The organism is Agrobacterium sp. B1(2019), assembly GCF_008274755.1.
Lineage (GTDB): Bacteria > Pseudomonadota > Alphaproteobacteria > Rhizobiales > Rhizobiaceae > Agrobacterium > Agrobacterium salinitolerans.
On the sequence record NZ_VTPB01000002.1, the window covers coordinates 686,759 to 709,557 of the forward strand.

A 22,799-nucleotide genomic window follows, 5' to 3' on the forward strand; every position below is an offset into this window, starting at 1 on the left:
CTCACCACCCTGCCTTCTGGCGCTGCCGGACAAGATGCGGCGGCATCTCGGCGTAGACGCCTTCGAAAATATCCTTTTTCGGCGGTTTTTTGCCTTCATGCAGCGTGCCGTGGCTTTCCGCCTCGCGTTGCGCTTCAAGCACCTCATCGGCGATTTCCGCCTCCGCCTGCCGGTGCCGTTCCTCCGACCAGACGCCGCGCAGGATGAGATGTTTTTTGAGCCTCAGAACCGGATCGCCCAGCGGCCATGCCTCGGACTCCGTCTTGGGGCGGTAAGCGCTCGGATCGTCGGAAGTGGAATGGGCGCCGACACGATAGGTGACGTATTCAATGAGCGTCGGGCCGAGATTGCGGCGCGCCCGTTCCACCGCCCAGCGCGCCACGGCATAAACGGCGAGATAATCATTGCCGTCGACCCGCAGTGCGGGAATGCCGAATCCTAGGCCGCGTGCCGCAAAGGTTCCCGAGCCGCCGCGCGCGATGCCCTGAAAGGTGGAAATCGCCCATTGGTTATTGACGATATTAAGAACCACCGGCGCCTTGTAGGTGGAGGCAAAGACCATCGCCGAGTGAAAATCCGACTCCGCCGTCGAACCGTCACCGATCCATGCTGCGGCGATCTTCGTATCGCCCTTGATGGCCGACGCCATCGCCCAACCGACCGCCTGCACATATTGCGTGGCGAGATTGCCGGAGACGGTGAAGAAACCATGCTCCTTCGAGGAATAAAGCACCGGCAACTGCCGCCCATGCAGCGGATCCAGTTCGTTGGAATAGATCTGGTTCATCATGGTGACGAGCGGATAGTCGTCGGCGATCAACAGCCCGGCCTGCCGGTAGGTCGGGAAATTCATGTCGCCTTTGGAGAGCGCCTTGCGGAAAGCGCAGCTCACCGCCTCTTCGCCCAGATGCTGCATGTAAAAGGAGGTTTTACCCTGCCGTTGCGCCATCAGCATGCGCGCATCGAAAGCCCGAAGCCGCATCATATTCTTCAGGCCCACCAGCAATTCCTCATCCGAAAGCAGCCCGGCCCAGGGGCCTACGGCTTCGCCCTGATGATTGAGGACACGGATGATCGAATAGGCAAGATCGCGCATGCTTTCCGGCGCGGCGTCAACCTCCGGGCGCGGCACGGAACCGGCCTTGGGTATTTTCACATTGGAGAAATCCGGCTCCCCGCCGGGCCGCACCGCAGGTTCGGGAACATGCAGGCTGAGACGTGGCGTTTCGGTTATATCCATTCTACTCCTCCCGTCGCGGTCTCCTCCAGACCGCGAAACAACGCTTAAAGGTTCCGCGCGATCACCATTCGCTGGACATCGCTGGTCCCCTCGTAAATCTGGCAGATGCGCACATCGCGATAGATCCGCTCCACCGGATAATCCGCCATGTAGCCGTAACCGCCGTGAATCTGGATAGCGTCCGAGCAGACGCGCTCGGCCATTTCGGAAGCGAAGAGCTTCGCCATCGAAGCTTCAGAAAGGCAAGGCTCACCCGCTTCCTTCAGCACCGCCGCATGCAGCACCAGCTGCCGCGCCGCTTGAATGCGCGTCGCCATATCCGCGAGGCGGAATGCGACCGCCTGATGTTCGATGATTGCCTGACCGAAGGCCTTGCGCTCACGGGCATAATCCCGCGCCGCCTCGAAGGCCGCCTGCGCCATGCCGACGGCCTGCGCGGCGATGCCGATGCGCCCGCCTTCCAGATTGGCAAGCGCGATGCGATACCCCTGCCCCTCTTCGCCCAGCCGCAATTCGACTGGGACCGCCATATCGGTAAAGGCGATCTGGCAGGTATCGGACGAATGCAGGCCGAGCTTTTCCTCGACCCGAATAACCTCGTAACCCGGCGTGTCCGTCGGTACAATGAAGGCGGTGATGCCCTTCTTGCCCGCCGCCGCGTCGGTGACGGCAAAAACGATGACGACATCGCCATTTTTGCCTGATGTGATGAATTGCTTAGCGCCATCAAGAATATAGCGATCACCATCGCGCCGCGCTTTGGTCTTGAGATTTGACGCATCGGAGCCAGCCTGCGGTTCGGTCAGCGCGAAACCGCCGATCCATTCGCCGGAGGCCAGTTTCGGCAGGAAGCGCTGCTTCTGGCCTTCGGTCCCGAATTTTAGAATAGGCACACATCCCACAGAATTATGGACGCTCATGATGGTGGAACAGGCACCATCCCCGGCAGCGATTTCTTCCAGTGCCAGCGCGTAAGCAACGGCGCCGGTCTCCGCCCCGCCATACTCTTCGGAGACCAGCATGCCGAGGAAACCGAGCTCGCCCATCGCATTCAATTCGTCTTTGGGAAAACGGCTTTCCCGGTCACGCGAAGCGGCTCCAGGGGCAAGCCGCTCGCGGGCGAAGTCGCGAGCCATATCTCTGATCTGTTGCTGGGATTCGGTGAGCATCATCGCGGCCTCTCCCCAAAAAGAAGAAGCGCATGAGACGCGTCGACGTCGACTGATGCTGGCAACGTCGCAAACTGGAATTGGTTCTGAGGCCTGCCCATGAAAGCACGGGCGGCCCCGTCGATCACGACAGGGTCATGCACAGCCAAATTCACCTCCCTTGGCCAGCCCTGACGTGAGGAACCGGCCCGCCGCAAATCTCCTCCAGACCGCGACTGATGTGAACGCTATCACTATCTCGAATTCATTTCAAAGCTATTTTGATTGACAGTTTTTTGATTGGCGATATCTTTGATCCAATAAATAGTCATATCATAGAGCAAATGATCCATGATTGAGCTCGACAGTTTCGACCAGAAGATTCTGCATGTTCTCGGCGATGACGGGCGGGTCAGCTGGCGGGATCTTGCCGCCCGCATCGGTCTCTCCTTCACGCCGACGCTTCGGCGGGTTCGTAAGCTGGAAGAGGAAGGCATTATTCGCGGTTATACTGCCGTGTTCGATGAGAACCGGTTGCTCGGCAATATGGGTGTTTTCATCTCCGTCACGCTGGAGCGGCAGATCAAGGAAGCGTTGACCACCTTCGAACACCACGTCGCTTCCATTCCGGAAGTGGTGGGCGGTTATCAGACCAGCGGCAGTTCGGATTACCTGATCCACGCCATGGTGCGGGATTTGCCGCATTATCAGGAGCTACTGGATTTCCTGACCACGGTTCCCGGCGTGTCGCGCATCCAGTCCAACTTTGCCATCAAGACATTCGTGCGCCGTTCCGCTGCCTTCACCGGGGGTGACGCGCCGTAATAAAGGGCTGCCGGCGCAGAGGAGGTGCCGGCCGCTGACAAAAGGGACGGTCTGCCGTCCGGAGGAGGAGACGCGATGAGTTTGAACCTCGCCGCCATTTTCGATGCCGATCTCGGCCCGGAAATCGCAGCATTGCGCGACAGCGCAAGTGCATTCGCAGATGATAAAATTGCCCCGCTGGCGGCGGAGATCGACAGGGACGACCGTTTCCCGCGTCAGCTCTGGCCACAAATGGGCGAGCTTGGCCTGCACGGCATCACCGTTTCGGAAGAATTCGGCGGTGCCGACATGGGCTATCTCGCCCATTGCGTGGCGATGGAGGAGATAAGCCGGGCTTCCGCTTCCATCGGCCTCTCCTATGGCGCCCATTCCAACCTCTGCATCAACCAGATTCACCGCTGGGGAACGCAAGAGCAGAAGCACAGATATCTGCCGAAGTTGGTCTCCGGCGAGCACGTCGGTTCACTCGCCATGAGCGAGACGGAAGCCGGTTCGGATGTCGTCTCGATGCGGCTGAAGGCCGAACGCAAAGGTGATCACTATTTGCTGAACGGTGCGAAAATGTGGATCACCAACGGCCACGAGGCCGATACGCTGGTGGTCTACGCCAAGACGGATATGTCCGCCGGCCCTCGCGGCATCACGGCCTTTCTGATCGAAAAAGGCTTCAAGGGCTTTCGCCCGGCCCAGAAACTGGACAAGCTCGGCATGCGCGGCTCGCCTACGTCAGAACTGATATTCGAGGATTGCGAGGTGCCGGAGGAAAACATCCTTGGTCGCCTCAATGACGGCGTGACGGTGCTGATGAGCGGGCTGGATTACGAGCGCGCCGTACTGGCTGCCGGCCCGGTTGGCATCATGCAGGCGGCCATCGACCTGGTGCTGCCCTATGCCCGCGAGCGCAAGCAATTCGGCAAACCCATCGGCGAATTCCAGCTGGTGCAGGGCAAGCTTGCCGATATTTATTCGGCCATGAATGCGTCGCGCGCTTACGTCTATGCCGTGGCGCGGGCCTGCGACAATGGCCGCATCACAAGGCAGGACGCCGCTGGCGCAATCCTCTTTGCCGCCGAACGGGCGACGCAGGTGGCGCTGGATGCGATCCAGCTTCTCGGCGGCTCCGGTTATGTCAATGAAAGCCCGGCCGGACGGCTGCTGCGCGACGCCAAGCTTTATGAGATCGGTGCCGGCACCAGCGAAATCCGCCGGATGCTGATCGGCCGCGAACTGGTCAAGGGCAACGGGTGAGGACACGCGATGAAGCTTACATCCAGCCTGAACCGCGATCCCACCTTCGCTGCCAATGTCGATTTCATGTCAGGTCTGGTGGATGACCTGCGGCAGCACGTCGAAAAAATCTCCAGAGGCGGCGGCGACAAGGCTCGCGAACGGCATCTTTCCCGCGGAAAATTGCTGGCGCGCGACCGGATAGAAGCCCTTCTCGATCCCGGCAGCCCGTTTCTCGAATTCTCACAATTTGCTGCTTACGAGGTCTATGACGAGCCGATTCCCGCCGCCGGCATCGTCACCGGCATTGGTCGGGTCTCTGGCCGTGAATGTGTGATCGTCGCCAATGATGCGACGGTGAAAGGCGGCACCTATTATCCGCTGACGGTGAAGAAACACCTGCGCGCGCAGGAAATCGCCACGGAGAACCGCCTGCCCTGCATCTATCTGGTGGATTCCGGCGGCGCGAACCTGCCCAACCAAGACGAGGTGTTTCCCGACCGCGATCATTTCGGCCGCATCTTTTACAATCAGGCCAATATGTCGGCGGAAGGCATCGCGCAGATCGCCGTGGTGATGGGCAGCTGTACGGCGGGCGGAGCCTATGTGCCCGCCATGAGCGACCAGTCCGTCATCGTCAAAAATCAGGGCACGATCTTTCTTGGCGGCCCGCCGCTGGTGAAGGCCGCGACCGGCGAGGTGGTGAGTGCGGAAGAGCTGGGCGGCGCGGATGTGCACTCCCGCCAATCCGGCGTCACCGATCATTATGCACGCGACGACCGGCACGCGCTGGCGCTGACCCGGCGGATCGTCTCAACCCTCAACCGTCGCAAACAGGTGGAACTGGATATTCGCGCGCCGGCGGAGCCGCTTTATCCGACTGAGGAGCTTTATGGCGTCGTTCCCGCCGATACGCGCAAACCATTCGAGGTGCGCGAGATCATCGCCCGTCTGGTAGACGGTTCGGAATTCGATGAGTTCAAGGCGCTTTACGGCACCACGCTGGTCTGCGGTTTCGCCCACATCCACGGTTATCCGGTTGGCATCGTCGCCAATAACGGCATTCTGTTTTCGGAATCGGCGCTGAAGGGCGCGCATTTCATCGAACTCTGCTGCCAGCGCGGTATCCCGCTGGTTTTCCTGCAAAACATCACGGGCTTCATGGTCGGCAAGGCCTATGAGGCGGGCGGCATCGCCAAGGATGGCGCCAAGCTCGTCACCGCCGTTGCTTCAGCCAAAGTGCCGAAATTTACCGTCATCATCGGCGGCTCCTTTGGGGCCGGCAATTACGGCATGTGCGGCCGCGCTTATTCACCGCGCTTCCTGTGGATGTGGCCCAATGCCCGCATTTCGGTGATGGGCGGCGAACAGGCGGCGTCCGTTCTGGCGCAAATCCGCCGCGACGGTATCGAGGCCGATGGCCGCCACTGGTCAAAGGAAGGCGAAGAGGCGTTCAAACAGCCGATCCGTGAGAAATACGAGCGGGAAGGCCACCCCTATTATGCCAGCGCCAGGCTTTGGGATGATGGCATCATCGACCCGAAGGATACCCGCCTCGTGCTCGGCCTTGGACTTTCCGCCGCGCTCAATGCGCCGATAGAACCCACCCGTTTCGGCATATTCAGGATGTGAGGCGACCATGTTCTCGAAAATACTGATCGCCAACAGGGGCGAAATTGCCTGCCGCATCATCCGCACCGCCACGAAGATGGGCATCCGCACTGTCGCCGTTTATTCGGATGCCGACCGCAACGCCATGCATGTGGCGCTCGCCGACGAGGCAATCGCCATCGGCCCCGCCCCTGCACGTACATCCTATCTCGACGGGGAAAAAATCATCGCGGCTGCAAAAGCGTGCGGCGCTGAAGCCATTCATCCGGGTTACGGTTTCCTTTCGGAAAATGCCGGTTTCGCCGAGGCCTGTGCTGCCGCAGGTCTCGTTTTCATTGGCCCGCCGGCGACGGCGATCCGCGCCATGGGCGGGAAAAGCGAGGCGAAAGCGCTGATGGCGAAGGCCGGCGTTCCGGTCGTTCCCGGCTATCACGGCGAGGACCAGGCGGAGGAGCGGCTGGGCAACGAAGCGGACGCCATAGGTTATCCCGTGCTGCTCAAGGCCTCGGCCGGCGGTGGCGGCAAGGGCATGCGCATCGTCCGGCAAAAGCGCGACTTCGCAGCGGAGCTTGCCGGCGCAAAACGCGAAGCGCTGGCCGCCTTCGGCAATGACCGCATGCTGATCGAAAAATACCTCGAACGGCCTCGCCATGTGGAAGTGCAGGTCTTTGCCGATGGTCACGGCAATTGCGTTTCCCTTTTCGAGCGCGACTGCTCGATCCAGCGCCGGCACCAGAAGGTCATAGAGGAAGCCCCTGCCCCCGACCTGCCCGATGCGCTTCGGCAGCGCATGTATGAAGCGGCGGTCGCCGCCGCCCGCGCCATCGATTATCGCGGCGCGGGAACGGTGGAATTCCTGCTCGACCCTTCCGGCGACTTCTATTTCATGGAAATGAATACGAGGCTGCAGGTCGAACATCCGGTCACGGAATATATTACCGGTCTCGACCTGGTCGAATGGCAGATCCGCGTCGCCAACGGAGAGGCCCTGCCGGAAGACTGGGCGAATCTCAGCATAAACGGTCACGCCATCGAGGCGCGGATTTACGCCGAAGACCCGGCGCATGATTTCCTGCCGTCGATCGGCACCATCAGCCATCTCGTTTTTCCTGATCAGGGCCCTCACGTCAGGATCGACAGTGGCATCCGCGCCGGCGACGCCATCACCGTGCATTACGATCCGATGATCGCCAAGCTGATCGTCTGGGACCGTGATCGCCCATCGGCAGTGCGGCGTCTGCGGCTGGCGCTCGAAAAACTGGCGATCTGTGGCGTCACCAGCAATGCAGCCTTTCTGACGCGGCTTGCGGGGCTGGCCGCCTTCGCGAACGCCGATCTCGACACCGGCTTCATCGCCCGTCACGAAGCGGCGCTGTTTGCTCCGGCAGCAACAGACGGGAACGAGATAGCCATGACCGCGCTTGGCCTGCTGCTTGCGCGGCAGAAAAACGGAAAGCCTGATTCACAGGCCGATCCCTATAGCCCATGGAACACGACGGCGGCCTTCCGCCTCAACGCGCCGGCAAGGGAAACGCTGTGTTTCGTCTTTGACAACCAGCCGCTTAGTGTCGGCGTCACGCATGAGGCGGGTGGTTTTTCGCTGGAGATCGACGGACGGGCGATCAGCGCCCATGGCGGCCTCTCGGAGGACGGTAAATTCCGTGCGACCGTGGAAGGCAGGAAAAGGCAGGGCCATTTCTTCGCCGAGGATGGCCGGTACACGCTTTTTCTGGATGGCGAGCATTATCGCATCAGCCAGCCGGATCCCGTCGATATCGCGGATGCCGCTACCCATGCCGGCGGCCTGGAAGCGCCCATGCCCGGCGTCATCCGCGCCTTGCTGAGCAGCGACGGCGCCGCGGTTGAGGCCGGCGAGGCGCTTGTGGTGATGGAGGCGATGAAAATGGAGCACACGATCCGCGCGCCGGCGAAAGGCACCGTCACGGCCATCAATTGCATTGAGGGCGATATGGTCGCGGCCGGTGCGGTGCTGGTGGATTTCGAGCCGGAGGGCCGCTGAGATGAGCTGGCCCCGAGAGGTAAAAATCGTCGAAGTGGGCGCGCGTGACGGCTTGCAGAACGAAAGCGCCAAGGTTCCAGCCGCCATCAAGATCGAGTTGATCGAACGGCTGGCCGCAGCCGGATTGGCGGCGGTGGAAGCGGGTGCTTTCGTCTCACCCAAAAAAGTGCCGCAAATGGCGGATTCGAAAGAGGTGTTCCAGGGCCTCGAAAGGCGACCCGGCACCGCCTATCCGGCGCTCGTTCCCAATATGAAAGGTTTCGAGGCTGCCCTTGATGCCGGTGTGACGGAAGTCGCCGTTTTCGTCTCCGCATCCGAAGGTTTTAGTCAGCACAATATCGGCTGCTCGCGCGCCGAAAGCCTTGAGCGCCTGCGCGATGTCGCATCAGCCGCGGCTGGCCGGAACATCCTCATGCGCGGCTACGTCTCCTGCATAGCCGGCTGCCCCTATGACGGTACGGTTGCACAGGATGAGGTGGCGGCGATGGCCGAAGCGCTTATCGGGCTTGGCTGTTACGAAATCTCGCTCGGCGATACGATCGGCATCGGCACGGCGGACCAGATTCGCAATATCATCAAGCGGGTGTCCGCCTGCATCCCGCGTGAAAAACTCGCCATGCATTTCCACGATACCTATGGGCAGGGCGTAGCCAATGTGCTGGCCTCGCTGGATGAAGGTATCTCCGTCTTCGACAGTTCGGTCGCCGGGCTGGGCGGCTGCCCCATTGCGCCGGGCGCCAGCGGCAACGTCGCCACCGAAGACGTCGTTTATCTGCTGCAGGGGCTTGGCATTAAAACCGGCATCGACCTTTTGGCGGTGGCGAAAACCGGCGACTGGATCAGCCGGCATCTCGGTAGACCGAATGCGGCCCGCGCCGGCAAGGCGCTGCTTGCGGCAAGACAGAAGGATGGCGAGCATGGCGGATGAACTGCTGAGCGAAAGGCGCAAAAACGTTCTCTGGCTGACGCTCAACCGGCCGGAGGTGCACAATGCCCTGAATGCCGCGATGACGGACGCACTGACGAGAGCCATCCGCGCGGCATCCGGTGATGGCGGTCTGCGCGCCGTGGTAATAACGGCTGCGGGAGACCGCAGCTTCTGCTCCGGGGCCGATCTGAAGGAAAGCGCCGGCGGCATGTTCCTTTCGCGGGGCGGAACCAACCCTATTGCCGATGTGATGCGCACCATCGAGGGCTGCGACAGGCCCGTCATCGCCCGCATCAACGGCCGGGTTCTGGCCGGTGGGCTTGGTCTCGTTGCCGCCTGCGATCTCGCCTATGCCGCCGACCATGCCGAATTCGGCATGCCTGAGGTGCGCGTGGGACTTTTCCCGGCAATGGTGGCGGCGAAACTTCTGGCGAAGATACCCCTGAGCCAGCTTCAGGAAATGGCCTATCTCGGCGCTGCGATCAACGCTGCTAATGCGGAGCGTCTCGGCCTCGTCAATCGTGCCGTCCCATCGGCCGAACTGGATAAGGTGATCGAGGATGTTCTCGCCAGGCTGCGGCAGAATGCTCCGGGCGCCATCGCGGCCGGAAAGGCGGCTTTGCTGAAGATGCGCGATATGCCGTCCATCGAGCGGCTTGCCTTTGCCGAGAGCGTCATCGCCACGATCAGCGTCAGCGACGAGGCGCGGCAGGGGCGATTGGCTTTTGCCGAAAAGAGGAAACCGCTCTGGCTGGAGTGATCGCCGCCATCTGCCCGAGCTCCGGTTTTCTCGAAAGTCGTCATAGGGTTAATCGATATAATCCCGATGCGTCCGTTGACCCTGTTCGGCAAATCGAGTTCTATCCAGCACCTTTCGCCGGGCGGCGATTGGGGAAGCCGGAGGAGACCCATGCAGCTTGTAAAAACCGTCGCCGAATTGCGGGACGCCACCGCCGCCTTTCGCCGGGCGGGCAAAACCATCGGCTTCGTGCCGACCATGGGCTTTCTCCATATCGGCCATCTGACGCTTGTTGCCCAATCCAAGTCGGAAAACGACGTGACGGTGGTTTCGATCTTCGTCAACCCGCTGCAATTCGGCGCGAACGAGGATCTGGCCCGTTACCCCCGCGATCTCGCCCGCGACAGCGCATTGCTGGAAGAGGCGGGCATCGACATTCTTTTCGCGCCAGAAGTCCACGAGATGTATCCGCGCCCGATGCAGACCGTCGTGGATGTGCCCGAACTGGGCAGCCAGTTGGAAGGCGCCGTGCGGCCGGGGCATTTCGCCGGTGTTGCGACCGTCGTGACCAAGCTTTTTAACCTTGTCCAGCCGAACGCCGCCTATTTCGGCGAGAAGGATTATCAGCAGGTAACGCTGATCCGCCGCATGGTCGAGGACCTTGCCCAGCCGGTCAGGGTCGTTCCCGTCGCCACCGTGCGTGAGGCGGATGGGCTCGCCTGCTCCTCGCGGAACGTCTATCTGAGCCACGCGGAACGCGCCGCCGCCGTGATCGTGCCGCAGGCACTCGATGAGGCGGAACGTCTTTATGGCGAGGGCTTCGACGACCCCGCCGCATTCGAGACGGCCATAGAAAAATTCATCGCCACCGAGCCGCTGGCCTCACCGGAAGTCGTCGCGGTGCGCGATCCCGATACGCTCGCCCCCGTTGCTTCATTGCAGGCGGGACCGGTGCTGGTGGCGCTGTTCGTGCGCCTGGGCAGCACGAGGCTCCTCGACAACCGTGTCATCGGGCGCGACAGGATCAATCAACGGGAGGCTGCCGAATGAGCGCCCATGGAAAACACAAGCGGCTGACGACGGCCTCCATCCGACAGATGAAAGGCGAGGCGCGCATCGTCTGCCTGACCGCCTATACCACGCCGATTGCCCGCCTGCTCGATCCGCATTGCGATCTCATCCTGGTCGGCGATTCCCTCGGCATGGTGCTTTACGGCATGGACACGACGGTCGGCGTCACGCTGGATATGATGATCGCCCATGGCCGCGCCGTGATGCGCGGTGTCGAGCATGCCTGCGTTATCGTCGATCTTCCCTTCGGAACCTATCAGGAATCGAAGGAACAGGCGTTCCGCAACGCCGTGCGGCTGATGCAGGAAACCGGCTGCGACGGCGTGAAGCTGGAAGGCGGCGAGGAAATGGCGGAAACCATCGCCTTTCTGGTCGCCCGCGGCATTCCGGTGTTCGGCCATGTCGGGCTAATGCCCCAGCTCGTCCACACCGCCGGCGGCTTCCGCTCGCTCGGACATTCGGATGCGGAAACGCAGAAGATCTGGCGCGATGCGATTGCCGTCGATCAGGCCGGCGCCTTCGCCATCGTCGTGGAAGGCACAGTCGAGCCGCTGGCCCGCGAGTTGACCGAAAAACTCGCAGCACCGACGATTGGCATCGGGGCATCACCGGCCTGCGACGGGCAGGTGCTGGTTTCCGACGACATGCTCGGCCTGTTTTCCGATTTCAAACCGAAATTCGTGAAACGCTACGCCGATCTCGGCACGGCGGCTTCAGAAGCGGCGGCGGCTTATGCTGATGAGGTGCGCTCCGGTGCATTTCCAGGGCCGGAGCATACGTTTCAGGTGCGCAAGCCGTCCCGTTCTGGGGCCGAGAAGGCTTGACCCGAGGATCCATGGCGCTACGGGTGGTGGATCCTCGGGTCAAGCCCGAGGATGACGGCGGATAGGTGCAGGCAAGGCATTAGCTATCTCCGCCTGCTCTCAGCCTTTGCACACCTCAAAAATCAAACGACTAAACAATACCCCCGCTGCCGCCAACCGAAGCCGGGCGCTTCGCCGCAACATGGCTGCGATAGCCGCTTGCACGATAAGTGGCGACCGGATCGATAGCGCCGCCCGCCAATTGCCGGGCCTGCGCAAGGATAGGCTCGACATCGGTGCGGTAGGCCCGCTTCAGCATATCGGAAGCCATCAGCGCATCATTATTCTGCTGGTAACCATCGAGAGCCACGCGATCCACCAGCAATGCCTGCGCATAGGCGCGGCGGATTTCATTGGCGCTGGAGATCAGGCTCTCGATCGGGTCCGTCACATTATGCGACTGGTCGATCATATGGGCGGGCTGGAAATCCTTCATGCCGCGATACTCAGCGTCCACCAGCTCGTTAAAGACGAGGAACAGGCGGTAGGGCTCGATCGAGCCGGCATCGAGATCATCGTCGCCATATTTGCTGTCGTTGAAGTGGAAACCGCCGAGCTTGCCGAACTGAATAAGCCGGGCGACGATCATCTCGATATTGGTGTTCGGCGCATGATGGCCGAGATCGACGAGGCAGAAGGCCTTTTCGCCGAGCGTATTGGCAATGAGGTAATTGGTGCCCCAGTCCTGTACCACGGTGGAATAGAAGGCCGGCTCATACATCTTGTGTTCGGAGAAGATGCGCCAGTCATCCGGCAGCGCCTTGTAGATATCGGCCATGGCCGCGAGATAACGTTCGAAACTTCTGGTGAAATTGCTCTGGCCGGGGAAGTTGGAACCGTCGCCCACCCACACCGTCAGCGCCTTGGAACCGATGGCGTTGCCGATTTCGATACATTCGATATTGTGCTCCACCGCCTGCCGGCGCGTCGCGGCATCCGTGTGGCTGAGGGAGCCGTATTTGTAGGAGTGGCTCTGGCCCGGCGCATCTGAAAAGGTGTTGGAATTCATGGCGTCGAAGCCGAGGCCGAGCGCATCGGCATGGGTCTTCAGCCGCTTCGGATCTTCCTTGTCCCACGGAATATGCAGCGAGACATTGGGCGTCGCCCGCGTCAGCTGGTTGATGACGGCGCAATCATCCAGCTTGTCGAAAATGCCGCGTGGCTCGCCCGCGCCCGGGAAACGGGCAAAACGTGTACCGCCCGTGCCGACGCCCCAGGACGGCAAGGCGACGAAAAATTCCGCCACCTTGGCCGTAACGGCATCGATGTCGATGTTGCGGCGCGCTAGCTGGTTGCCCAGCGCCTGATAGTCGTCTTTCTGTGCGCCGGCGCGCTTTTCGTTTTCCGCCGCGATCACATCGGCGGCGATCTTCGTTTCGGTCATTTTTTCCTCCCCGGCCAACGCGACGTGATCGCCGCCTATGACCGTCCCTTGTTATCGCGTAAAACTCTGCGCATTGCCGGCATCGACATTGATAATGTTGCCGGTCGACTTGGCCGAAGCGTCGGACGCCAGGAAGTAGATCGCCTCGGCGATATCTTCCGGGAAGACATTGAGCTTCAGCATCGAGCGCTTGCGGTAATGTTCTTCGAGATCGGTCACCTCGATCTTGGACGACGCCGCCCGCTGCTCACGCCACTCGCCATTCCAGATTTTCGAACCGCGCAACACGGCATCGGGATTGACGGTGTTGACGCGAATGCCCGCTTCCGCCCCTTCGAGTGCAAGGCAACGGGCAAGATGAATTTCCGCCGCCTTCGCCGTGCAATAGGCCGATGCATTGGGTGAAGAGGCAAGGCCATTCTTGGAAGCGACAAAAACGACGTTGCCGCCGAGATTCTGTCGCCGCAGCAGCCGGAATGCTTCTCGCGAAACGAGGAAATAGCCTGTCGCGAGGATGTCGATATTCTTGTTCCACATGGCAAGCGTCGTCTCTTCCACCGGGGCGGAAGAAGCGATGCCAGCGTTGGAGACGAGGATATCTACGCCGCCGAATTCCACGCTCGCTTCCGCAAAGGCGGAAATGACCGCATCTTCCTGCGTCACATCAAGCTTGACGGTGCGTACCGCATCCGCACTGTACCGTTGTACGAAATCGCCCTTCGCGACCTCCAGCGCCGTCTCGTCAATATCCGCCAGAACCACGCAGGCACCCTCACCCGCCAGCCGTTCCGCCGTTGCCCGGCCGATGCCGCCGGCGCCGCCGGTGACGAAAGCGACACGGCCGGCAAGGCTTTTCGGCTTCGGCATCCGTTGCAGCTTTGCTTCTTCCAACAGCCAATATTCGATATCGAAGGCTTCCTGCTCGGGAAGACCCTGATATTCCGATACGGTGGACGCGCCGCGCATGACGTTGATGGCGTTGACATAAAATTCACCGGCGATGCGGGCGGTCGCCTTATCTTTCGCGAAAGACAACATGCCGACACCGGGGATCAGGAAAATCACCGGGTTCGGATCGCGCATCTTGGGCGAATTATCGTGGCGGCAGGTTTCATAGTAGCGCGTATAATCCGCGCGGTAAGCCTCCAGCGCCGCGTCGAGACCAGCCGTCAGCGCATCGACATCGGGATTTGCGGTATCGAGATTGAGGATCAGCGGGCGGATTTTCGTGCGCAGAAAGTGATCCGGGCAGGATGTGCCGAGGTTCCCAAGCGGCTTCAGTTCCTTTGAATTGACGAATTCCAGGACAGCATCCTGATCGTCAAAATGGCCGAGCTTGCGTTCCTCCCGGCCGATGCGGCCACGAATTTCCGGCATCAACCGGGCGGCGATGGCGCGGCGTTCGGCAACCGATAGGCTTTTGGCCACGGCACCGCCGAAGATCACCTTGCCTTCGGTCTTTCCTGCAAACCATTCGATCGCCTTATTGATAATGGCGAGCGTCAGTTCGTAACATGCCTTGGCGTCGTTATCCCAGGTGAAGAGGCCATGGCTTTCCAGCACGACGCCTTTCGCCTTGGGATTGGCCTTGACGAAAGCCTCAAGATCGAGACCGAGTTGGAAACCGGGACGACGCCAGGGCAGCCAGCCGATTTCATCGCCAAAGATCTGCTGCGTCAGTTCTTTCGAATTCTTCGAGGCGGCAATCGCAATGATCGCATCCGGGTGCATATGATCGACATGATCATAGGGCACGAAACCGTGCAGCGGCGTATCGATTGAGGCGGCGCGCGGGTTGAGATTGAAGGTACAATGCGGCAGGAAACCGACCATGTGGTCTTCGTCCTCGACGCCCTTGTAGATGCCCTTCAACGCTTCCAGCTTGTCGAGATAAAGCGTCGAAAAACCGTCAAGCTTGATGGTGCCGACATCGCCGCCGGAGCCCTTGACCCACATGACGCGGACCTTCTCACCGGTCAGCGGATCGGTTTCCAGCACCTTCGCGGAAGTGTTTCCGCCGCCGTAATTGGTGATGCGCTTGTCGGCACCCAGCAGATTGGAGCGATAAAGCAGCTTGCCGGGCTCATCGAGCATCCTGGCGTAAGCATCGTCCCAACGGCTTTCGAGAAGGCGGGATGTTCCCGTCATGTCTTCCTCCCAATATCTTCCTGCATTCGCGGAGCCGATATCGGCCCGCCTCCTTTGACGGCAGGTATCGCGCATGCAAAAGCACAATGTCAATCAAAAACGATCATAAATTTTCATGTTGCAGCGCGATATTGATTAATTTGATCGTTCTTGATTGACAACGTAAAGAGATTGCGAATAATCGCCAATCAGGAGGACCCCATGCACGAACGCGAACGCCATCGCATCATCTTGAGCGCCACGCAGGAAAAAGCTGTCGTGACGGTGCAGGATATTGCCGAACTGACGGATGCGTCGGAAGCGACGATCCGCAGGGATATTGCGTCTTTGCATGTACAGGGCAAGTTGCGGCGCGTGCGCGGGGGAGCGGAAGCGGTGCATCCGCCACAGCTCGGCAATCTCGCCGCACGTCCCTTCCGTGTGTCCGAATCGGTCAATATCGACAAGAAACGCGCAATTGCGCGCAAGGCGGTCGATCTCTGCCATGATGGCGACGCGATCATCCTGAATGGCGGCACCACGACATTTCAGATGGTCCATTACATGGCGGCCCGCCGTCTGCAGGTGATGACCAATTCTTTCGCCATCGCGGAGCATCTGGTCAAACATTCCAAATGCAACGTCAATGTGCCGGGCGGCGCGATCTATCGCGACCAGAGCCTTATCCTGTCGCCCTTCGAGAATGATGCGATCCGCAATTTTTATGCGCGACGGATATTTCTCGGCGCGCAGGGCGTGGGAGCGCTCGGCATCATGGAATCCGACGCGTTGGTGATCCAGAGCGAACAGAAGCTGATGCGACAGGCGGAGGAGCTGATCGTGATGGTCGATTCTTCTAAATTCAGAAAACGGTCCAGCCTGATTTTATGCCCGCTCGAAAACGTCACGACCATCATCACCGATGACGGGATTTCAGACGAGGCGGCAAGGATGGTGGAAGATGCCGGCGTCGAATTGCTGATTGCCGGTGCCGCGGGAAAAACATCCGGTCCGCCGGATGAGGAGAATTCTTCTTCGGTAGCGTGAGGAGCGCCGGGGAGAACAACAGGGTTCAAAACGGGAGGAAAAGGGACATGAAACTTACACGCAGAACATTGACCAGCGTCCTGGCACTCAGCGCAGCGCTCTCCGTCGCGGGGCTTGGCAGCGTTGCCGAGGCAGCAGACGTCAAGATCGCGCTGGTGGTCAAATCGCTCGGCAACGGCTTTTTCGAAGCTGCCAACAAGGGCGCGCAGGAGGCCGCAAAGGACCTCGGCGGCGTCGAGATCATCTATACCGGCCCGACCAGCACCACGGCGGAAGGCCAGATCGAAGTTATCAATTCGCTGATTGCGCAGGGCGTCGATGCCATCGCGATTTCCGCAAACGACCCCGACGCCGTTGTTCCGGCACTGAAAAAGGCGGCACAGCGCGGCATCAAGGTCATTTCCTGGGATTCCGGCGTGGCACCTGAAGGCCGCATTCTCCAGCTCAACCCTTCGTCCAATGCGCTGATCGGCAAGATGTGCCTGCAGCTGGCCGCCGCGCATCTGGAAGGTGGCAAGGGCGACTTCGCCATTCTTTCGGCCACCACCACCTCCACGAACCAGAATATCTGGATCGACGAGATGAAGAAACAGCTGAAGGACTTCCCGGGACTCAACCTCGTCACCACGGTTTACGGTGACGACCTTGCCGACAAGAGCTATCGCGAAGCGCAGGGCCTGCTCTCCTCGCAGCCGAATGTGAAGGTCATCGTCGCGCCGACAACGGTCGGCGTTCTCGCCGCCTCGCAGGCCGTGAAGGATGCCGGCAAGATCGGTCAGGTCTTCGTCACAGGCCTTGGCCTGCCATCCGAAATGGCCGGTGCCATCAAGTCGGGCGCGACAAAGGAATTCGCCATCTGGAACCCGATCGACCTCGGTTATTCCGCCACCCAGATTGCCTATCGCCTTGTGAAGGGCGAAACCGACGGCAAGCCGGGTTCGGAAATCGAAGCAGGCCGCATGGGCAAGATCAAGGTTGGCGAAAACAGCGAAGCGGCCATGGCCGATCCGTTTATCTATGACGCGAAGAACATCGATCAGTTTTCGAAGATTTTTTGATCTTGAGAAGTGACGGCAGGGCGTGGAGGTTACCCCCCTCTGCCCTGCCGGGCATCTCCCCCTCAAGGGGGGAGATCGATATGCCGCACCCGCTCCATCCATAACGCGGGATGCTATCCGCTTGCCGATCTCCCCCCTTGAGGGGGAGATGCCCGGCAGGGCAGAGGGGGGTAGCTCCTCGCCGCTTCACACAAAACCGACCGGTAAGACGAATGATGCGTGCTGAAACCCAAACCATCAATATGACAGAGGCTTCCAGCGCCACGCCCATTCTGGAAATGCGCGGCATCAGCCAGATATTCCCCGGCGTGAAAGCACTCGATAGCGTCGATATCGCGCTATACCCCGGCAAGGTGACGGCGCTGATCGGCGAGAACGGCGCGGGCAAATCCACGCTGGTCAAGATCCTCACCGGCATCTACCGCCCGAACGAGGGTGAAATCGTGCTGGATGCCAAGGCTGTCCACTTCCACAGCGCACAGGATGCCATCGATTCCGGCGTCACCGCCATTCATCAGGAAACCGTGCTGTTCGACGAGCTTTCCGTCGGCGAAAACATCTTCCTCGGCCACGCGCCAAAAGGCCGTTTTGGCCTGATCGACTGGAAGACCATCAATGCGCGCGCCAAGGTTCTGCTGGAACAGCTCGAAAGCACTATCGATCCGACGATCCGGCTGAAAGACCTGTCCATCGCCCAGCGCCATCTAGTCGCGATCGCCCGGGCGCTGTCCGTCGAGGCGCGTATCGTCATCATGGACGAACCGACCGCCGCCCTTTCGCGCAAGGAAATCGACGATCTCTTCCGCATCGTCGAAAACCTCAAGCGGCAGGGCAAGGCCATCCTCTTCATCAGCCACAAGTTCGATGAGGTCTATGAGATCGCAGAGAATTACGCCGTGTTCCGTGACGGGAAGATGGTTGGCGCAGGCAATCTCGCTGCCACACCGCAGGACGAGATCGTGCGGCTGATGGTCGGTCGCGATGTGACGAATGCCTTTCCCAAACAGGCCGTCACGCTGGGGCCAACTGTTTTGTCGGTCCGAGACTATTCGCACCAGACGGAATTCCGCGATATTTCGCTCAATCTGCGCAAGGGTGAGATTCTCGGCCTTTATGGGCTGATCGGCGCCGGGCGCTCAGAACTCTGCCAGTCGCTGTTCGGCATCACCCGCCCGGCTTCGGGAGAGGTGACGCTGAACGGCCAGCCGCTCACCATCCGCTCGCCGGAGGATGCGATCCGCGCCGGCATTGTCTATGTGCCGGAAGAGCGCGGCCGCCACGGGTTGGCGCTCGATATGCCGATCTATCAGAACATGTCGCTGCCTTCCCTCACCCGCACCTCGCGCAAGGGATTTCTGGCCGCCGCCAATGAATTCGCGCTGGCGCGCAAATATGCCGCGCGGCTCGATCTGCGCGCCGCCGCCCTTTCGGTGCCTGTGGGCACGCTTTCGGGCGGCAACCAGCAGAAGGTGGTGATCGGCAAATGGCTAGCCACCCAGCCCAAGGTCATCATTCTCGATGAACCCACCAAGGGCATCGACATCGGCTCCAAGGCCGCCGTGCATGGCTTCATCAGCGAGCTTGCCGCCGAAGGCCTGTCCATCATCATGATTTCATCCGAACTTCCCGAAATCCTCGGCATGTCCGACCGCGCCATCGTCATGCGCGAAGGCCTGATGGCGGGCCAGTTCGAACGCGCCGATTTTTCTCCGGAAAAGCTGGTGCGCGCCGCCACCGGCAATGCCTGAGAGGGGCCACGAACATGCAACGTCTACTCAAAAATCGCGAATGGCTGCTGGCGGGCATCATCATCGTCATGATTGCGGGCTTTGCCCTGCGCGCGCCCGGCTTCGGCCGGCCCGGCAATCTCGTCAATATATTCAATGATACGTCCATCCTCATCATTCTGGCGCTCGGCCAGATGGCAGTCATTCTCACCAAATCCATCGATCTCTCCGTCGCCGCCAATCTCGCCTTCACCGGCATGGCGGTAGCGATGACCAATGCCGCCTTTCCGGGCATTCCGCTGCCGTTACTCATTGCCATGGCGGTCGGCATCGGCGCGTTTCTGGGCTCCATCAACGGCATACTCGTCTGGTGGCTCGGCATTCCGCCCATCGTCGTCACACTCGGCACGCTCACCATCTATCGCGGTATGGCTTTCGTGCTTTCGGGCGGCGGCTGGGTGAATGCACATCAGTTTTCGCCGAGCTTCCTCAATGTGCCGCGCACGATGATCCTCGGCATGCCGGTTCTGTCCTGGGTCGCCATTCTCATCATCGCCGGGGCCTGGCTGGTGCTGACACGCAGCTCCTTCGGCCGCTCCGCCTACGCCTCTGGCGGCAATCCGGGTGCCGCCGTTTATGCGGGCATCGATGTCGGCCGGACGCGTTTCTTCGCCTTCGTGCTGTCAGGCGCGCTTGCCGGTCTCGCCAGCTATCTCTGGGTGTCGCGTTACGCCGTCGCTTATGTGGATATCGCCGCCGGCTTCGAGCTGGACAGCGTGGCAGCCAACGTCATCGGCGGCATCTCGATTGCGGGCGGCATCGGCTCGGTGGCAGGTGCGGTGCTTGGCGCGCTGTTCCTCGGCGTCATCAAGAACGCGCTGCCTGTCATCGGCATTTCACCCTTCGCGCAGATGGCGATTTCGGGCGTGGTCATCGTGCTCGCCGTCGTCTTCAACGCCCGCGCCGAAGCTCGAAAAGGTCGCATCATCCTGCGCGACCGGGCCGCCGCAGATCATGGCAAGGAAGCATCCGCATGAGTACGAATTCCCAATCATCACAGGCACCGCGTGTCATTCCCGACAAACTCGGCACGCCGCTCAGCCGTATCATGGCCAGCTGGGAAGTGTTGCTGCTTGGCGTCGCGATCCTCATCTTCATCGCCAATTCGCTCGCCTCGCCCTATTTCCTCAACGCCTGGAATCTCTCCGATGCCACCTTCAATTTCACGGAAAAGGCCATCATCGCCTTTGCCATGGCGCTTCTGATCATCGCCGGTGAAATCGATCTGTCGGTCGCCGCCATCATCGCGCTTGCCTCCACCGCCATGGGGGCTGCGGTGCAGATGGGTGTCGGCACGCCCGGCCTCGTCGCCATCGGCATCGGCACCGGGCTTTTCTGCGGCGCCTTCAACGGCTTTCTGGTCGCGGGGCTGAAGCTACCGTCCATTGTCGTCACCATCGGCACCATGAGCCTGTTTCGTGGCATTTCCTACATGGTGCTGGGGGATCAGGCCTATGGCAAATATCCGGCGGATTTCGCCTATTTCGGTCAGGGCTACGTGTTCTGGGTGATCTCCTTCGAATTCGTACTGTTCATCGTCATGGCCATCCTCTTCGCCATTCTGCTGCACGCCACCAATTTCGGCCGGCAGGTCTATGTCATCGGCACCAACCCCTTTGCCGCGCGCTTTTCCGGCATTCCCGTCGAGCGCGTGAAGTTCATCCTCTTCCTGCTCACCGGCCTGATGAGCGGCATCGCCGCCGTCTGCCTCACCTCGCGGCTCGGTTCCACCCGCCCGTCCATCGCTCAAGGGTGGGAACTTGAGGTGGTGACCATGGTGGTGCTCGGCGGCGTCTCCATTCTCGGCGGTTCCGGCACGATTGCAGGCGTCGTCATTGCCGCCTTCGTCATGGGCCTCGTCACTTTCGGGCTGGGGCTTCTGAACGTACCCGGCATCGTCATGTCGATCTTTGTCGGTCTGCTGCTCATCGTTACCATCGCCATCCCCATCGTCGTCCGTCGCCTTCGAGCCATGAAAGGCTGAGCCATGCCGGAACTCGAAAAACACGCCTTCAAGATGAAGCTCTTCGCCGGTAAGGAGGCCGAATACAAAAAGCGCCACGACGAGATATGGCCGGAGCTGGTGGCGCTGCTGCACGACACGGGGGTGAGCGACTACTCCATCCATCTCGACCCGGAAACCAACATTCTCTTCGGCGTGCTGACGCGGCCGATGAACCACCGCATGGCGGCTTTACCCGATCACCCCGTGATGAAGAAGTGGTGGGCGCATATGGCTGATATCATGGAGAGCAATCCCGATAATTCGCCGGTCGCGAAAGACTTGGTAACGGTGTTCCATTTGCCATGAGCGACAGCATCAAACCGAACCGGGTCGCGGTCATCGATATCGGCAAGACCAATGCCAAGGTGGTCGTCATCGACACCGGCAGCGGCGAGGAAATTGGAGGCGAAAAGCGGACGAACCCCGTTCTTCGCGATGGCTCCTACCCACATTACGATGTGGAAATGCTCTGGCACTTCATTCTTGCCGCTCTTGCGAGGTTTGGCCGCGCGCCGGGTTTCGACGCGATTTCCATAACCACCCATGGTGCTTCAGCAGCACTTCTCGATGAAAAAGGCGATCTCGCGATGCCGGTGCTCGATTATGAGCATGTCTGCCCCGAGCCCGTTCAGGAGGCCTATCGCGAGATCAGGCCCGATTTCGCAGAGACCGGCTCACCGCAGCTTCCAGCGGGACTGAACCTCGGTGCACAAATCCATTTCCAGAAAACCGCCTTTCCGGACGAGTTCGCCCGGGTGCGCGACATCGTCACTTACCCGCAATATTGGGCAGGACGGCTAACAGGCGTTCAGGCAACCGAAACGACCTCACTTGGTTGCCACACGGACCTATGGAACCCGCGCTTGAAGAACTTTTCATCGCTGGTCGAGCGTCTCGGCATCGAGCATTTGATGGCGCCTGTCCGCTCCGCGTTCGATGTGCTGGGCACGATCCGCCCATCGCTGGCGCAGGAAACCGGGCTGTCACCTGATATGCCGGTCTATTGCGGCATCCACGATTCCAACGCGTCGCTCCTGCCGCATCTACTTCGCCGCGACGGCGATTTTTCCGTCGTCTCAACCGGCACCTGGGTGGTGAATTTCGCCATTGGCGGCAAGGCGGATGCGCTGGATCCCAGCCGCGATACGCTTTTGAATGTCGATGCCCTCGGGCGACCCGTTCCTTCCTCCCGCTTCATGGGCGGCAGGGAATATGAGCTGCTGGCGCAGCAATTCGGAGCTGCGACAATCGACGAGATTGAAGCCGCGCTCGGCGGGGTTATCGAAAAAGGAATGATGATGATGCCGAGCGTCGTCAGCGGCTCCGGCCCCTTCCCCGGCAAGGCGGCGCGCTGGATCGCCGATAGCGATGCAACGGGGGCGGAGCGACATGCGACTGCCTCGCTCTATCTCGCCCTGATGACGGAATTCTGCCTTTCGCTCGTCGGGCGAAGGGGGCCGATTGTCGTCGAAGGACCCTTCGCCGGAAACACGCTCTATTTGAAGGCACTCGCCGCTTTTGCCACAACCGACGTCATTGCCATGGAAGGCTCGACGGGGACCAGTGCGGGTGCTGCGCTGCTCACCGGGATCAAGCCGGTTGCCGGTCGAGAGCGTCATTTCACGGCGGGGGATATCCCGGAGCTGACTTCCTATCGCACCGCCTGGCGGGGCCATCTGACCTTGCCCAAATAGAAATGCGGCCGAGTGATCGACCGCA

Annotated in this window: 19 protein-coding genes; 15 read left to right on the plus strand and 4 right to left on the minus strand. The window is 60.6% G+C overall.

Features of this window, described 5'->3' with window-relative positions; translation table 11 throughout:
* Nucleotide 1: 1 nt before the first annotated feature.
* Complete coding sequence (locus AGR1_RS17900) at nt 2–1,240, minus strand: 3-methyl-2-oxobutanoate dehydrogenase (2-methylpropanoyl-transferring) subunit alpha (RefSeq protein ID WP_149147748.1); 1,239 nt, start codon at nt 1,238–1,240, stop codon at nt 2–4.
* Between the two features lie 44 nt (nt 1,241–1,284).
* Complete coding sequence (locus AGR1_RS17905; RefSeq protein ID WP_149147749.1) at nt 1,285–2,412, minus strand: acyl-CoA dehydrogenase family protein; 1,128 nt, start codon at nt 2,410–2,412, stop codon at nt 1,285–1,287.
* A 327-nt stretch (nt 2,413–2,739) separates the two neighbouring features.
* Here AGR1_RS17905 and AGR1_RS17915 point away from each other — a divergent pair, with 327 nt between their 5' ends.
* From AGR1_RS17915 to panB, 8 genes are all read left to right on the plus strand, one after another.
* Nucleotides 2,740–3,213 (plus strand): Lrp/AsnC family transcriptional regulator, encoded by a 474-nt coding sequence (locus AGR1_RS17915; protein ID WP_077985119.1) that lies wholly within the window; start codon nt 2,740–2,742, stop codon nt 3,211–3,213.
* A gap of 75 nt (nt 3,214–3,288) precedes the next feature.
* Entirely contained in the window at nt 3,289–4,461 is a 1,173-nt protein-coding gene (locus tag AGR1_RS17920; protein WP_149147751.1) for an isovaleryl-CoA dehydrogenase, read from the plus strand.
* A gap of 9 nt (nt 4,462–4,470) precedes the next feature.
* On the plus strand, nt 4,471–6,072 hold the full coding sequence (locus tag AGR1_RS17925) for a carboxyl transferase domain-containing protein (RefSeq protein ID WP_149147752.1): 1,602 nt from the start codon (nt 4,471–4,473) through the stop codon (nt 6,070–6,072).
* 7 nt (nt 6,073–6,079) lie between these two features.
* On the plus strand, nt 6,080–8,071 hold the full coding sequence (locus tag AGR1_RS17930; protein ID WP_149147753.1) for an acetyl/propionyl/methylcrotonyl-CoA carboxylase subunit alpha: 1,992 nt from the start codon (nt 6,080–6,082) through the stop codon (nt 8,069–8,071).
* Between the two features lies 1 nt (nt 8,072).
* Complete coding sequence (locus AGR1_RS17935) at nt 8,073–8,999, plus strand: hydroxymethylglutaryl-CoA lyase (protein ID WP_149147754.1); 927 nt, start codon at nt 8,073–8,075, stop codon at nt 8,997–8,999.
* Nucleotides 8,989–9,759 (plus strand): enoyl-CoA hydratase-related protein, encoded by a 771-nt coding sequence (locus AGR1_RS17940; RefSeq protein ID WP_149147755.1) that lies wholly within the window; start codon nt 8,989–8,991, stop codon nt 9,757–9,759. Before AGR1_RS17935 ends, AGR1_RS17940 begins: the two co-directional genes overlap by 11 nt.
* 150 nt (nt 9,760–9,909) lie before the next feature.
* A complete protein-coding gene (gene panC, locus AGR1_RS17945; RefSeq protein WP_080795488.1) occupies nt 9,910–10,788 on the plus strand; it encodes a pantoate--beta-alanine ligase in 879 nt (292 codons plus the stop codon).
* Entirely contained in the window at nt 10,785–11,633 is an 849-nt protein-coding gene (panB, locus tag AGR1_RS17950; RefSeq protein ID WP_080795485.1) for a 3-methyl-2-oxobutanoate hydroxymethyltransferase, read from the plus strand. Before panC ends, panB begins: the two co-directional genes overlap by 4 nt.
* Nucleotides 11,634–11,763: 130 nt before the next feature.
* Here panB and rhaI read toward each other — a convergent pair whose 3' ends face one another.
* Both rhaI and AGR1_RS17960 read right to left on the minus strand, forming a co-directional pair.
* Nucleotides 11,764–13,056, minus strand: a complete 1,293-nt coding sequence (gene rhaI / locus AGR1_RS17955) for an L-rhamnose catabolism isomerase (protein ID WP_149147756.1) — start codon at nt 13,054–13,056, stop codon at nt 11,764–11,766.
* Nucleotides 13,057–13,107: 51 nt separating this feature from the next.
* Complete coding sequence (locus AGR1_RS17960; RefSeq protein WP_149147757.1) at nt 13,108–15,204, minus strand: bifunctional rhamnulose-1-phosphate aldolase/short-chain dehydrogenase; 2,097 nt, start codon at nt 15,202–15,204, stop codon at nt 13,108–13,110.
* Between the two features lie 201 nt (nt 15,205–15,405).
* On the opposite strand from AGR1_RS17960, the gene AGR1_RS17965 reads away from it, so the two are divergent.
* The 7 genes from AGR1_RS17965 (at nt 15,406) to AGR1_RS18000 (ending at nt 22,774) form a co-directional block, all read left to right on the plus strand.
* Complete coding sequence (locus AGR1_RS17965) at nt 15,406–16,230, plus strand: DeoR/GlpR family DNA-binding transcription regulator (RefSeq protein ID WP_149147758.1); 825 nt, start codon at nt 15,406–15,408, stop codon at nt 16,228–16,230.
* 47 nt (nt 16,231–16,277) lie between these two features.
* Nucleotides 16,278–17,288, plus strand: a complete 1,011-nt coding sequence (gene rhaS / locus AGR1_RS17970) for a rhamnose ABC transporter substrate-binding protein (RefSeq protein WP_149147759.1) — start codon at nt 16,278–16,280, stop codon at nt 17,286–17,288.
* A 212-nt stretch (nt 17,289–17,500) separates the two neighbouring features.
* On the plus strand, nt 17,501–19,036 hold the full coding sequence (locus AGR1_RS17980) for a sugar ABC transporter ATP-binding protein (protein ID WP_187772223.1): 1,536 nt from the start codon (nt 17,501–17,503) through the stop codon (nt 19,034–19,036).
* Nucleotides 19,037–19,050: 14 nt separating this feature from the next.
* On the plus strand, nt 19,051–20,052 hold the full coding sequence (locus tag AGR1_RS17985; protein WP_080795464.1) for an ABC transporter permease: 1,002 nt from the start codon (nt 19,051–19,053) through the stop codon (nt 20,050–20,052).
* Nucleotides 20,049–21,059: an ABC transporter permease gene (locus tag AGR1_RS17990; RefSeq protein ID WP_149147760.1), complete on the plus strand. Its 1,011-nt coding sequence runs from the start codon at nt 20,049–20,051 to the stop codon at nt 21,057–21,059. Before AGR1_RS17985 ends, AGR1_RS17990 begins: the two co-directional genes overlap by 4 nt.
* A gap of 3 nt (nt 21,060–21,062) precedes the next feature.
* A complete protein-coding gene (gene rhaM / locus AGR1_RS17995) occupies nt 21,063–21,386 on the plus strand; it encodes an L-rhamnose mutarotase (protein WP_149147761.1) in 324 nt (107 codons plus the stop codon).
* Complete coding sequence (locus tag AGR1_RS18000) at nt 21,383–22,774, plus strand: FGGY-family carbohydrate kinase (protein ID WP_149147762.1); 1,392 nt, start codon at nt 21,383–21,385, stop codon at nt 22,772–22,774. Before rhaM ends, AGR1_RS18000 begins: the two co-directional genes overlap by 4 nt.
* Nucleotides 22,775–22,799: the final 25 nt, after the last annotated feature.